Below are 14,241 nucleotides of genomic sequence, written 5' to 3'. Positions count from 1 at the left end.
ACACGGCGATGCTTTATTTGTGCACCGCTGTGTGATGTGTTATAATCCGATTTCGGATTTATATTATAGTCCGGGTTCGGATTTCTGTCAAGCGTTTCGGCACAAAAAATACCGCACAGCGTTTGTACTGTGCGGTATGTGCGGGTTTTCAGGCGTTATCAAAACCCTTGCCGAACACTTCGGTGGTGCTCAGCATGGACATAAAGGCGTTCAGGTGTTCCTTGTGGATAAACTCCCGCAGCTGCATTGCTTCGTGCCGGGTCAGGGTGGTATAGATAATGTAGCGCGGCTGGTTGGTGTATGCACCGTTGCAGGGGGTGTATGTTGCGCCGCGGTCCAGTTCCTTATTCACAAAGTCGCAGATCGGCTCCTTGTCGTCGCAGACGATCAAGATAGCTTTGCACATCTTCATGCGCTCCAACACCACGTCGATCATCAGGGATTTAACGGTAAGGCCAACGAAAGAGTAAAGCGCGGTGTGCAGGTCAAACACAAAGCAGGCCGCCACCACCATGACCAGATCGGTCAAAAACAACGCCGCTGCAATGCTGTGCAGGTGGGTGTATTTTTCCACGATCAGGGCAATCACATCGGTGCCGCCGCTGGAAGCCCCCACGCTGAAGAGCAATGCCGAAGCAATGGCAGGCAGCGCAATGGCAAAAATCAGTTCCAGCATGGGCTGGTCCGACAAAGGCTCGTTGAGCGGGCAGGCCTTTTCCAACAGCATCAATTCCGCCGAAAGCACCACGGTGGCATAACCGGTGGTCAGCGCAAACTCTTTGCCCAAAAAAATCAGGCCCAGAAGCAGCATCAACATATTGACCACGGCGGAAAACTCACTGGCCGAAATCGGGGTCAGCTTGGCAACCAGTGCCGCCGCGCCGGTCACACCGCCAAAGACAAAGTTGTTGGGAAATTTGAAGAAATACACCCCCACCGCCATCATGCTAATGCCGAGCGTGATGATCGTATACTGCCGTACTATTTTCATCCATTTGCCTTTCATGGTTGGTTCCTTTCCGCTGGCTTTCCAGCGTTCTTACTCCACGGAAATTATAACACCAAATCCGCCGTTTGCCATCCCCTGCCCCGCCGGGTTTGAGGTTGGCTGTGCGTAATTTGCTTTTTTATCGGATACAGTTTCGGGGGAACGCGCACCTTGTTTGGCCGTTGATGCGCCAAATGCTGAGTTTTGGCGGAAATTTGTTCGCCAGCGGCAGGCAGGGCAACTGAGCAAATTTGGTGCGTCGGGTAAACAGTTTGCTATGATGCAAACAAAAAGACATGTGCGGGATTCCGGCACATGCCTTTGGGTAAAATCGTTATCCTTTTAGGTTGGCGGGCGCAGAGTGCGCCCCTACGGGGTGGGAGGCACGGCAAATGTTGATTGCCCATTATAAAATACACTGCAGGGAGACGGGTATCCCACAAATTCTTACGCCTTTTTCTGGCTGGTGGCCAGAATCTTGTTAAAGCGGATAAAGAATGCGCTGCAGGTTACGGTTGCCGCGATGATATCGCTGACCGGCTCGGCCAAAAAGACAGCAAAAACCTTGTCCTGCAAAATCAGGGGCAGGATAAAGATCAGGGGAATCAGCAAAATCAGCTTGCGCAGGCAGGCCATGAACAGACTGATCTTGGCTTGGCCCAGCGCCACAAAACTCTGCTGGCAGGAAACCTGGAACCCGGTGGAGAAAATACCCGCCATGTAAACGCGCATGGCCCAGGCCGTGTACCGCACCAGTTCCGGATCGGTGGAGAAGATGCGCGCAAACATCTGGGGCACCAGCATGCAGGCGGCCCAGAACGCGACCGCATATACCACGCAGATGATGAACTGTAACCGAAACGCCTGTTTGACGCGGTCGCCCTTGCCCGCGCCAAAGTTAAAGCTCATGATGGGCTGTGCGCCCTGGCAAAGCCCCTGCACCGGCATGCTGAGCAGCTGGGTGGCGCTGGTGATGATGGTCATGGCGCCGACGGCGATATCGCCGCCATAGCGCGCCAGGCTGGAGTTGAAGCTGATGGAAAGGATACTTTCGGTGGCAATCATCACAAAGGTGGAAACGCCCAGCCCAAGGCAGGGGCCGATGACTTTTCCCACCAGCGGCATGTTTTTCACGCTCAGGCGCAGCCTGGTGCGGCTGCCGGTCAAAAAGCGCAGCACCCACACCGCGCCCACCGCCTGGCTGATGACAGTCGCCGTGGCGGCACCGCGCACCCCCATATTGAGGGCAAAAATCAGGATGGGGTCCAGGATGATGTTGCACACAGCGCCGATCACGGTGGTCATCATGCTGAACGTGGCAAAGCCCTGGGTGGTGACAAAGGGGTTCATGCCCATAACGATGAGCACAAAAATGGTGCCGATGATATAGATGCGGGCGTAATCCAGCGCATAAGGCAGCGTTTTTTCGCTGGCACCGAACAGCACCAGCAGGGACGGCGCAGCGAAATAAAACACAACGGTCAGCACAGCCGCCAGAATCAGCAGCAGCGTAAAGCAGTTGCCCATGATCTTTTCGGCGGCATCGTCATCGCCGCGGCCCATGGCAATGGCCGCGCGGGGCGCGCCGCCGGAGCCGCACAGCATGGCAAACGCGGTAATCAGCATCAAAATGGGGGTAAACAGGCCAACGCCCGTCAGCGCGGATGCGCCGACCTCCGGCATATGGCCGATATAGATGCGGTCCACAATGTTATACAGCAGGTTTACCACCTGCGCCACCACCGCGGGCAGTGCCAGCTGGGCCAGCAGCTTGGGAATGCTGCCGCTCCCCATATCCCTGTTTTGCGTTGCAGCCATAATCAAAGTACCTCCTGCGTTTTTGTTGTAAAAAAAGTGGAACAGTTCCCTGCTCCGCTTATTGTGTTGAAAGAATGGGTTCCGGATTGATGTTTTTATATTTTAGGTTCCCATTCCACGCATTTAACGATTTACTTTGCCCCCCGGCCGGCAAAGACGACCCATACGGTCTTGAAGAGGATCTTTATATCGCCCCACAGGCTCCAGTTATCAATGTATTGAACGTCCAGTTTGACAACGTCCTCAAAATCCTCAATATCGCTGCGGCCGCTGACCTGCCACAGGCCGGTGATGCCCGGTTTCATGGAAAGGCGGCGCTTGTGGTGGCTTTCGTACTGTTTATACTCGTCCAGCGTGGGCGGGCGGGTGCCGACAAGGCTCATATCTCCGCGCAGAACATCAAAGAACTGCGGCAGTTCGTCAATGCTTGTTTTGCGGATAAACTTACCCACCTTGGTAATGCGGGGGTCATCCTGCATTTTGAACATCAGGCCGTTCATCTCGTTCTGGGCCATCAGTTCCTTTTTGCGTTCCTCGGCATCCATATACATGCTGCGCAGCTTATGGATGTAGAAAACACGGCCATTGCGGCCCACTCGCTTCTGCTTAAAGAAGAGCGGGCCGGGACTTTCCAGTTTCAGGGGGATGGCTGTAATGGCAATGATGGGGATGCTGATGATGCAGCCCACCAGGCTGCCCAAAATATCCATCAGGCGCTTCAGGAGCTGGTCCCGCAGCTTTGGTTCAATGGTAGCCATGGTAACCAGGTTGCCGCCAGCGCAGCGGCCCAGATCGCGGCACAGGCGGGCGGAGCTGGTTTCGTTGCAGCAGCTTTCCTCGATGCGGTCCAGCAGCGGCATGTGGAAATGCACGGTCAGGCCCATGCTTTCCATCTCTTCCAGGTACGGGATAAAGGATTCGCCGCTGTCCATCGGAACATCGATATACACTTCATCCAAAGCGGCGCGGCGCAGCCAGTTCATAAAGGTATCATAATTGGCTTTTATCTCAATATTCTCCACCTTGGTACCGATTGCATCCCCCGTGGCTTCCAGCAGGGCCACACCGCACACACGGCGGGACCAGTCGTTGCTGATCTCACGGATCATCTTGCCTGCATGGTCACCGGTGGTAACAATGCCAACCAGCGTTTCGTTCTGGAGACTGTCAGGGGCTTTTACCAGCAGCTTTTTAAGCAGGGCATGGGCCGCTGGGAGCAGGAAGAGGTTAAACGACACGACCCCCACCAGAAAATAGCGGGAATCCTGCAAAACCGCTTTGGACAGCGTCAGAAAAGCAGAATAGATCACCATCATCAGCAGGTTGGACTTGATGGAAAGTTTGGCTTCCTGCCCGCGGGTACGCTTGACAATGTTTTCCGTCTGGTCAAAACAGAAAAATGTAACGGTATAGGCCAGCACCAGCAAAACCAGCGCCTGAACCCAATCCAGAACACTGTAAGGCAGCAGCTGCCCCATAATGCCGCCAACGATCAGCCATGCCAGAATCACACTGGCGGCCAGAGCTGCAAGGTCTGTTAAAAAGACATAGACATACTGCAGCTTTTCGCGCTTTGTAATCATACCCTGTTTCCCTTTTCTTCCAAGTTTTCTTCATATCCCAGGCCCGCCGGCCTGCATACCACTGCGCCCCGTTGATAAGGCAGCACCAGTATTTTGCGGCAAAGCTACCGCAATGCCGTTTTGCCTGCAAGCCCGCAAAGGCCTTTTCCCCACAGGGCAAAACCAGCTTTTTTCTTTCCTCTTTATGTCATATGAATATTTACATTTTATCATATTAAGATGCGGCTTTCAATCATTTTAGCTATAATTATCAAAAAACAGCAGGATATCTTGCATCTTGGGTCCGCGTCTTATTTTCATCGTTTTTTCGTGGATTTGTTTTTCGTTTTTGAATCTTCCTGCCCGACTTGCCGGCACCAGGCAGCGTAGAGTCTTTGTGGAATCACACAGGGCAAATACAGACTGCGGGAACACGGTAGAGGTACCGGCGCGGCCCACACCGTGGATCCGTAATTTATGGCAACACCGCACAATTCCCGCCTTGCGGCTTAAGCACCGCTCCGGCAGCTGCGGCACGGCATCTGCGTTGCCAAAATGCTCGATAATGTCGGGTTGCGGTACCCGCATCGTGCTTCGGGGGCAAAAGCCCCTCGCACTCTGCGACCGCTGCCCCTGCTTCGGTTCGCTGTTTCCGCCACTGGCGGCGCTCACCTTTGCAGCATCCAGTATTATCTGCGCTTTTGGCTTGGCATCTGCCGCACCTCGCTCGCCGTATCGGCACTTAGAATTATGCGGTATTGCCTTATATCTTCCACCCGCCCCCATTCTTCCCCAACCTCCACATAAAAACAAAACAATAAAGCCCTCTTCCCAAGGAGCAGCTGGGGAGAGGGCTATATTGTTTTGATTCAGGCAATGAAAAAGGTGCAGAGCAAACACCTGAAACGGAGAACTGCCTGACTTTGACAGGAGCAGGGAGCAAACCTGTTCCTTTTCTGGGCCACGGCGATGGGAGGCATTCCATGCGCCGTCAGCAAAAGCGGCCCTGTCGGTTAGTCCTCGCTAACCACGCGTATACTATACCATGTTTCAAGTGGTTCGTCAAGCACTTTTTATCTGTTTTTGAAATAAATTTTCGCGTTTAGCGGCACAGCTTGCCTTAGGCAACACCGCACAATTCCCGCCTTGCGGCTCAAGCACCGCTCCGGCGGCTGCGGCACGGCATCTGCGTTGCCAAAATGCTCGATAATGTCGGGTTGCGGTACCCGCATCGTGCTTCGGGGGCAAAAGCCCCTCGCACTCTGCGACCGCTGTCCCTGCTTCGGTTCGCTGTTTCCGCCACTGGCGGCGCTCACCTTTGCAGCATCCAGTATTATCTGCGCTTTTGGCTTAGCAGCTGCCGCACCTCGCTCGCTGTATCGGCACTTAGAATTATGCGGTATTGCCCTTACTTTTTGAAATCCGGATACTCCTTGATGCAAAGCAGCTCTTCAGCGCGCTGAACCGCTTCCTCGCTGGGCGGCTGAACGCCATCCAGGCTGTAGGTGATGCCAAGTTTTTCCCACTTGAACAGGCCAAGGGTATGGTAGGGCAGCACCTCCACGCGGCGCACGCTGCCAAGGGATTTGATAAAATCGCTCATCTCCCGCAGCTCGGCTTCATCGTCCGTCAGCCCGGGCACCAGAACGTGGCGGATCCACATGGATTTGCCGTGTTCGCCCATCCAGCGCGCCATATCCAGAATGGGGGTGTTATCGCAGCCAGTCAGGGCCTTGTGGCGGTCCGGGTAAAAGGCTTTCAGGTCCAGCATCACCAGGTCGGTGTTCTGCATCAGGGTCTCAAACTTGGAATAGAACGGTTCCGCGGTGGTGTAGGGCTGGCCGGCGGTATCCAGGGTGGTATGCACGCCCTGCAGTTTGGCCAGGCGGAACAGCTCCGACACAAAGTCGATCTGTAACAGCGGTTCACCGCCGCTGACGGTCAGGCCACCGTTATTTTTCCAGTAGGTGCGATAGCGCAGGGCTTTTTGCAGGGCCTGGGCCGGGGTTTGCTGCTCCCCAATGGTGCAGGGCCAGGTTTCGGGGTTATGGCAATAGCGGCAGCGCATGGCACAGCCCTGCACAAACAGGACATACCGCACGCCGGGGCCATCGACAAGGCCGAACGTTTCGACCGAATGGATGCGGCCGGTGATGGGGGTGTTTTGCTCCATGGAATATTACCTCTTTTGCGGTTGGTGTTGAGTTTGGGATGTGGCAGGGGCGGGTGACCCCGCCCTACTGGGGTATACGCATTTTTCAACGCGTGACTGGGCTGGAGTCCTGCGTTTCCTCCCCTATTATACCACGCATTTGCCCAAAAAGCCCGCGGCCGCAAAACGCAGCCGCGGGCCTTGTATGCTAGTCGACAGTCACGCCGCAGCAATTACATCTTCTTGTGGCAGGTACGAGCAATAACGTCCATCTGCTGTTCGCGGGTCAGGTCAATGAACTTGACGGCATAGCCGGAAACACGGATGGTGAAGTTGGCGTACTCTTCCTTCTCCGGGTGCTCCATGGCGTCGATCAGCTTTTCAGTGCCAAAGACGTTGACGTTCAGGTGGTGGGCGCCCTGGTCAAAGTAGCCGTCCATCACCTGGACCAGGTTCTCAACGCGCTCGCCCTCGCTGTGGCCCAGAGCGTCGGGGTTGATGGTCTGGGTGTTGGAGATGCCGTCCAGTGCCCAGTGGTAGGGCAGCTTGGCAACGCTGTTCAGGCTGGCCAGCAGGCCGTTCTGCTCTGCGCCGTAAGCCGGGTTTGCACCGGGGGCAAACGGGGTAAAGGCTGCGCGGCCATCCGGCATTGCGCCGGTTGCCTTACCGTATACCACATTGGAGGTGATGGTCAGGATAGAGGTGGTAGCCTCGGAGTTGCGGTAGGTGTGGCGACGCTTGATCTTCTCCAGGAAGGTGCGCAGCAGCCAGACAGCGATATCATCGGCGCGGTCGTCATCGTTGCCGTAACGGGGGAATTCGCCCTCGATCTCGTAATCGGTAACCAGACCGGTCTCGTCACGCACGCACTTGACCTTGGCGTACTTGATTGCGCTCAGGGAGTCAACTACATGGCTGAAGCCGGCAATACCGGTGGCAAAGGTGCGGCGCACATCGGTATCGATCAGGGCCATTTCAGCCGCCTCATAGTAGTACTTGTCGTGCATGTACTGGATCAGGTTCAGCACATTGACGTACAGGCCTGCCAGCCAATCCATCATAACGTCATACCTGGCAATAACTTCGTCATAATCCAGGTACTCTGCAGTGATGGGGGCATAGTGAGGGCCAATCTGCTCATGCAGCTTTTCGTCCATACCGCCGTTGATGGCATACAGCAGGCACTTGCCCAGGTTGGCACGTGCGCCGAAGAACTGCATCTCCTTGCCGGTCTGGGTTGCGGAAACGCAGCAGCAGATGGAGTAGTCGTCGCCCCAGACAGGCTTCATCACATCGTCGTTCTCGTACTGGACGGAGGACGTCTTGATAGAGATCTTGGAGGCGTAATCCTTAAAGGTCTTGGGCAGAGCAGAGGAGTACAGAACGGTCAGGTTCGGCTCCGGTGCGGGGCCCATATTTTCCAGGGTATGCAGGAAGCGGAAGTCGGTCTTGGTGACCATGGAGCGGCCATCCATGCCGATGCCGCCAACTTCCAGGGTAGCCCACACGGGGTCGCCGCTGAACAGCTGGTTGTAGCTGGGGATACGGGCAAACTTGACCATGCGGAACTTCATGGTCAGGTGGTCGATCAGTTCCTGGGCCTCGGTCTCGGTCAGGATGCCCTTATCCAGGTCGCGCTGGATGTAGATATCCAGGAAGGTGGAGATACGGCCAACGCTCATGGCAGCGCCGTTCTGGGTCTTGATGGCAGCCAGATAGCCAAAGTACAGCCACTGCACAGCCTCCTTGGCGTTGGCAGCGGGCAGGGAGATATCATAGCCGTAAGCAGCGGCCATGGCCTTCATATCGTTCAGGGCGCGGATCTGCAGGGCGATCTCTTCGCGCAGACGGATGACGTCATCGGTCATGGTGCCGTCACCACAGTTGGCAAAGTCGTTCTGCTTTTCTTTGATCAGGTAGTCAATGCCGTACAGGGCAACGCGGCGGTAGTCGCCAACGATGCGGCCGCGGCCATAGGTATCGGGCAGGCCGGTCACAATGTGGCTGTGGCGTGCCTTTTTCATCTCCGGGGTGTAGGCATCAAACACAGCGGTGTTGTGGGTGCGGGCATACTTGGTAAAGATTTCGTGCAGCTTCGGGGACGGAGTATAGCCATAGGTGGTGCAGGCCTGTTCTGCCATCTTGATGCCGCCATAGGGCATGAAGGCGCGCTTGAGGGGCTTATCGGTCTGCAGGCCGACGACTTTTTCCAGATCCTTCAGGTCCTCGCTGATATAGCCGGGGCCGTAAGCGGTCATGCCGGAAACCACTTCAGTCTCCATATCCAGAACGCCGCCCTTGGCGCGCTCTTCCTTCTGCAGAACCTGCAGAGCACCCCAAAGCTTATCGGTTGCTTCGGTGGGGCCGGCAAGGAAGCTTTCATCGCCGGAGTAGGGGCGGTAGTTCTTCTGGATAAAATCGCGGGTGTTGACTTCTTCTTTCCAGATGCGGCCCTGGAAGCCTTCCCACTGTACAAAATCTGTCATCGGTTACCTCCTGTTGTAAACCAAATGCGCTGCTCTATTAGTTAGGTTATTCTAACCAACTATTGAAAATCTTGTCCTTTTCCAGCTGGCGGGCGGGCAGCTTTTCTGCGTTGCCCACGGTTCCAGCCCAAAAGGACGCCATTGACCAGCCCGTATCCGGGCCACAATCATTCTACCATATGTCCTTACAAAAAGCAACAACTACACCAAAAATTGTGTTGGAAACTTTTGCATTGCTTTTTGTGCATGGCATTTGCCGCACATGTCGGTGGCTTCCCTTGGCGAACGGTGCAGGTATAATTTTGTCTTTCGTGGTTAGGTTGTGCTAACATGGAAAGCACTTTCAAAAGTCGGGGTTTTCATACCGGCTCTGCCGGGTTGTTGGTTCAGCATCCCCTGCAGAGTGCCTTTAGTATACCAACCCGCATCGGGGCTGTCTGTTGCCAAGGCAACAACCCAAAAATTTGCAAAAAAAGCCCCCGCACCGGAAGCTGCTCCGGTGGGGGGCGTTGGAGAGGGAGAGATCAGGTTTTGGGTTCCGCCGCTTTTTCTGCGTCTTCCGATTTTTCTGTTTCATCGGGTTCTGCAGCGGGTTCTTCCGGCAGGCGGCCATACAGCTCCATAGCGTCATGCAGCTTTTGGGCCAGCTCCGGGGTAAAGGCGCCGGGCAGGGCGCGCCAGCACCAGTTACCGCCCAAGGTGGCGGGGGTGTTCATCCTGGCTTCATGCCCAAGGCCCAGCACATCCTGGGCCTGTACCACGGCCAGATCCGCCACGCTGGACCAGATGCCGCGCATCATGCCCCAGTTCATACCTTCCTCTTTGGTCAGATTCAGGTACTGGATGGCGCGCTCAATATCGTCCGGCAGAGCGGTTCCAAACCAGCCGTCCACCGGCTCATTATCATGGGTGCCAGTGTAAGCAATGCAGTTGGTGGGGTAGCTGTGGGGGCGGTAGTCACCGCCGTCACGGCTGTCAAAGGCAAATTCCAGCACTTTCATGCCGGGGTAGGCGCATTCTTTCAGCAGAGCGCGCACATCATCGGTCAAAAAGCCCAAGTCCTCAGCAATAATGCGGGGGCTGCCCAGCTCTTTTTTGACGGTAGCAAAGAGGGCATAGCCCGGCCCAGTGCGCCAGCGGCCGTTTTCGGCGGTCTTATCACCATAGGGGATGGCATAATACCCCGCAAAGCCGCGGAAATGGTCAATGCGCAACACATCATAAATTCCGCACAGGTGGCGGATGCGGCGCACCCACCAGGCATAGCCGTTGGCAGCCATAGCGTCCCAGTCAAACAGCGGGTTGCCCCATAGCTGACCGGTGGCGGAGAAGCCATCCGGCGGGCAGCCGGCCACCTCGGTGGGGACCAGGTTTTCGTCCAGCTGGAACTCCTGCGGGCAGGACCAGACATCCACGCTGTCCTCCGCCACATAGATCGGCAGGTCGCCGATAATCTCAATGCCCTGCGCGTTGGCATAGGCTTTCAGGTCATGCCACTGGGTATAGAACAGATACTGCACAGCCTGCCAGAAGTCAATATCCGCCGCATATTTGGCGCGGGCCGCGGCCAAGGTCTCCGGTTCGCGGCGGCGCAGCGGTTCTTCCCACTGCTGCCAGCAGACCCCGTTATGGGCATCTTTCAGGGCCATGAACAGGGCATAGTCCGGCAGCCAGAACGCGTTTTTCGCCAAAAAATCGGCGTAATCCGCCGGGGGCGCTGCCAACAGGCGGGCACAGGCTTTGTGCAGCACCGCATAACGCTTTTGGTACAACACTCCGTAATTGACACAGCCAGGGGTGCTTTCCCAGTCGATAGATTCATATTCTTCCGGCTGGAGGAGGCCCGCTTTGGCCAGCAGGTCCAGGTCAATAAAATACGGATTGCCCGCAAAGGTAGAAAAAGACTGGTAAGGGCTGTCGCCATAGCTGGTGGGGCAAACCGGAAGGATCTGCCAGTAAGCCTGACCGGCTTTGACTAGGAAATCCACAAAATCTTTTGCTGCCGCGCCCATGGTGCCGATGCCATGGGGGGAGGGCAGGCTGGAAATATGCAGCAGAATGCCGCTTGCTCTCATCAGGGAAACCTCTTTTCTTTAGGCAATACCGCATAATTCTAAGTGCCGATACGGCGAGCGAGGTGCGGCAGATGCTAAGCCAAAAGCGCAGATAATACTGGATGCTGCAAAGGTAAGCGCCGCCAGTGGCGGATGCAGCGAACCGAAGCAGGGGCAGCGGTCGCAGAGTGCGAGGGGCTTTTGCCCCCGAAGCACGATGCGGGTACCGCAACCCGACATTATCGAGCATTTTGGCAACGCAGATGCCGTGCCGCAGCCGCCGGAGCGGTGCTTAAGCCGTCAGGCGGGAATTGTGCGGTGTTGCCTTATATACTCCGCATATGTCTGGTTCGTTCAATGATTGGGCAAAGCCGCAACACTTTCGTCCTCAATCAATTCAAATGGAACCACTTCATGTACCGCGCTGCTTCCGTTTTCAATACAGTTGAGCAGAATTTCCGCACCGCGCTGGGCCAGTCGTTCCGAGTTCTGGCGGATGGTGGTCAGCCGCGGGTTGCTGTAGCGCCCCAGCGCAATACCGTCATAGCCCGAAACCGAGATATCCTGCGGCACACGCAGGCCATGGTCATTCAGGGCACGGATCGCGCCCAGGGCCATCAGGTCCGACATGGCAAACACTGCCGTAATATCCGGGCAGTGCTTGAGCAGGTATTCCATGGCGGTATATCCGCTTTGCAGCGAAAACCGGGCATAGGCATACTGCTTTTCCATCTCGAACGGCAGGCCAAGGCGGAACATAGCGCTCTGGCTGCCGGTCAGACGGGACAGACTGGGGCGGGACTGGTCTGGCTTACCGCCGATCAGCCCGATCTTGCGGTGGCCCTGCGCATACAGGTACTCAATCATCAGGGACGATGCCGAAACATCGTCCACGCTGACGCTGGACAGGTTGGGGATGTTCAGGGTTGCGGCGCTGTTGGTCAGCAGCAGGCATGGAACACGCAGTTCCGCCAGCTGCGGTGTGAAGTATTCCAGGTTAGAGCCAAGGAAAGCAATACCATAAGGTTTGCGCTCGGCGCAGATCAGTTCGGCCTGCGCAACTTCGTTGGCTTCTTCATCAATATAATAGACCGTGGAAACATATCCGCGTTCCTCCAGGATAGCCTGCATTTTTTCCAGAATGTCCACAAACAACATGTTCTGGGTGCCCTTTACGATCAGGGCAAGGCCATCGCTGCTTTGCTGTTTCAGGTGTTTGGCGTTGGAGTTTGGCTGATAATTATACCGCTTGATGACCTCAAGAATCTTGGCGCGGGCGGCCGGACTGACGCTGGGGTTATTGTTGAGCACCCGCGAAACCGTGCCGATGGCATACCCCGATTCTTTTGCAATATCTTTGATGGTCATACACAGAAAACTCCTTCCGGCAGCAGGGTGCCGCAGCCATTAGCCCTTTACAGCACCGGCCACCACACCATCAATGATATACTTTTGGCAGATCAGATACAGAATAATGACCGGCAGAATGGTGATCATGATGCAGGCCATCATGGGCGCCATTTCCACCTTGCCGTAACTGCCGCGGAAATACTGAATCGCCATGGGGATGGTGCGGTAGGTTTTGATATCCAGCACCAGGGTGGGCAGCAGATAGTCGTTCCAGACCCACATGGTTTCCAGGATTGCGGTAGAGATCATCGTCGGCTTTAAGATCGGGCAGACCACGCGGAAGAAAATCTGCAGCGGGTTGCAGCCATCGATCATAGCGGCTTCCTCAATTTCAACCGGCATGCTCTTCATAAAGCCGGTGAACATGAACACCGCGAGACCGGCACCGAAACCGAGGTAGATGATGCAGATGTTGTAAGGGTTGTTCAATTTTAAGCTATCCGCTGTTTTGGCCAGGGTAAACATGACCATCTGGAACGGCACCACCATGCTGAACATGCACAAGCCGTACATCAGTTTGGAAAGTTTGCCGTTGACACGGGTGATGAACCATGCGCACATGGAGCAGCACAGCAGAATCAGCACAACGGAACTGACAGTAATGACTAGGCTATACCAGAAGGAAGACAAAAAGTCCATTTCCTGGATGCCGTAAATATAGTTTTTGAGACCGACAAAGGTTCCGGCCGTGGGCAGCTCAAACGCGCGGGAGGTGGTAATGGCGCGCTCGGTTTTGAGGGAGTTAAAGAAGATCATGACGATGGGGTAGATCCATGCAACGCACAGCACTCCAAGCACCACGCTGAGAATGGCATTGATGCGGCGGTCCGCTTTGCCAACGGTAGGTTTTTCTTCCACCGGTTTTTTGATGGTTTTTTCCATTACTGCTGCACCTCCTTGGACTGGGTCAGCTTTTGCTGGAGTACGGCCAGCACCACAACAAACAGGCAGAACACAACAGCCTTTGCCTGGCCGATGCCCTTCCACTGGGGTCCGGAGCGGGCATAGAAGGTATCATAAATGTTGTAAGCCAGCATCATGGTCTGCTTGGCCGGTTCGCCGCCGGTCAGGGACAGGTTCTGGTCAAACAGCTTGAAGGAGTTGGTCAAAGTCAGGAAGGTGCAGATGGTAATGCTGGGCATAACCATGGGGATCTTGATCTTGAACAGGATCTGCTTGGCGTTTGCGCCATCGATCTTGGCGGCTTCGATCAGATCCAGCGGCACGTTCTGCAGGCCAGCAATGTAGATGATCATCATGTAACCGATCTGCTGCCAGCACATCAGAATGACAAGGCCCAAGAAGCCGTACGTGGCGTTCAGGGAAAGCAGCGGTTTTTCGAGTGCGCTGAGTACGCCGTTGAGCAGAATCTGCCAGATATAGCCAAGGATAATGCCGCCGATCAGGTTGGGCATAAAGAAGGTGGTACGGAAGATGTTGGTGCCGCGGATGCCGCGGGTAAGCAGCAGCGCAATGCCGAACGCCAGCACATTGATGAGCACCGTGGACACCACAGTAAACACCGCAGTGAACCAGAACGCATGGGTGAAGGTATCATCCAGCCAGATCTTGGCATAGTTGCCGAGACCAACAAAGGTAACATTTTGAACAGTTGTGAATTTGCAGAACGAAAGCGCCACGCCCCAGATAAACGGCCAGATAAAGCCGATGATAAAGGCCAGCAGGGTGGGCAACACGAACACGGGCCAATAGCGCTGGATCGCTTTTTCCATAACAGTACCCCCTTGAGCACGTACTTGAGCACATAAAA

The 14,241-nt window shown here is 55.4% G+C and carries 10 protein-coding genes; all 10 read right to left on the bottom strand.

Annotation, left to right across the window (positions count from 1 at the left end; all coding sequences use genetic code 11):
* Nucleotides 1-148 precede the first annotated feature (148 nt).
* Nucleotides 149-1,006: a YitT family protein gene (locus PG062_RS04475; protein ID WP_270751372.1), complete on the bottom strand. Its 858-nt coding sequence runs from the start codon at nt 1,004-1,006 to the stop codon at nt 149-151.
* 429 nt (nt 1,007-1,435) lie between these two features.
* The gene (locus tag PG062_RS04470) at nt 1,436-2,806 is read right to left on the bottom strand and encodes an MATE family efflux transporter (RefSeq protein WP_270751371.1); all 1,371 of its coding nucleotides are present in this window, start codon (nt 2,804-2,806) and stop codon (nt 1,436-1,438) included.
* Nucleotides 2,807-2,937: 131 nt separating this feature from the next.
* Nucleotides 2,938-4,389, bottom strand: coding sequence for a sugar transferase (locus PG062_RS04465; RefSeq protein ID WP_270751370.1), 1,452 nt, complete (start codon nt 4,387-4,389; stop codon nt 2,938-2,940).
* Between the two features lie 237 nt (nt 4,390-4,626).
* The gene (locus tag PG062_RS04460) at nt 4,627-5,268 is read right to left on the bottom strand and encodes a hypothetical protein (RefSeq protein WP_270751369.1); all 642 of its coding nucleotides are present in this window, start codon (nt 5,266-5,268) and stop codon (nt 4,627-4,629) included.
* 508 nt (nt 5,269-5,776) lie between these two features.
* A complete protein-coding gene (gene pflA, locus PG062_RS04455) occupies nt 5,777-6,541 on the bottom strand; it encodes a pyruvate formate-lyase-activating protein (protein ID WP_270751368.1) in 765 nt (254 codons plus the stop codon).
* Nucleotides 6,542-6,753: 212 nt separating this feature from the next.
* Nucleotides 6,754-9,006, bottom strand: coding sequence for a formate C-acetyltransferase (pflB, locus tag PG062_RS04450; RefSeq protein ID WP_270751367.1), 2,253 nt, complete (start codon nt 9,004-9,006; stop codon nt 6,754-6,756).
* A gap of 524 nt (nt 9,007-9,530) precedes the next feature.
* Entirely contained in the window at nt 9,531-11,084 is a 1,554-nt protein-coding gene (gene malQ / locus PG062_RS04445) for a 4-alpha-glucanotransferase (protein WP_333559383.1), read from the bottom strand.
* Nucleotides 11,085-11,414: 330 nt separating this feature from the next.
* A complete protein-coding gene (locus PG062_RS04440) occupies nt 11,415-12,428 on the bottom strand; it encodes a LacI family DNA-binding transcriptional regulator (protein ID WP_270751365.1) in 1,014 nt (337 codons plus the stop codon).
* A gap of 39 nt (nt 12,429-12,467) precedes the next feature.
* Nucleotides 12,468-13,352, bottom strand: a complete 885-nt coding sequence (locus PG062_RS04435) for a carbohydrate ABC transporter permease (protein ID WP_270751364.1) — start codon at nt 13,350-13,352, stop codon at nt 12,468-12,470.
* Nucleotides 13,352-14,203 (bottom strand): carbohydrate ABC transporter permease, encoded by an 852-nt coding sequence (locus tag PG062_RS04430; RefSeq protein ID WP_270751363.1) that lies wholly within the window; start codon nt 14,201-14,203, stop codon nt 13,352-13,354. The genes PG062_RS04435 and PG062_RS04430 overlap by 1 nt, the downstream gene beginning before the upstream one ends.
* Nucleotides 14,204-14,241 lie beyond the last annotated feature (38 nt).

It is taken from the genome of Gemmiger qucibialis, from assembly GCF_027689445.1.
Lineage (GTDB): Bacteria > Bacillota > Clostridia > Oscillospirales > Ruminococcaceae > Gemmiger > Gemmiger qucibialis.
Note: the sequence above shows the minus strand (reverse complement) of the source record. Positions and strands in the feature narration are given on the sequence as shown.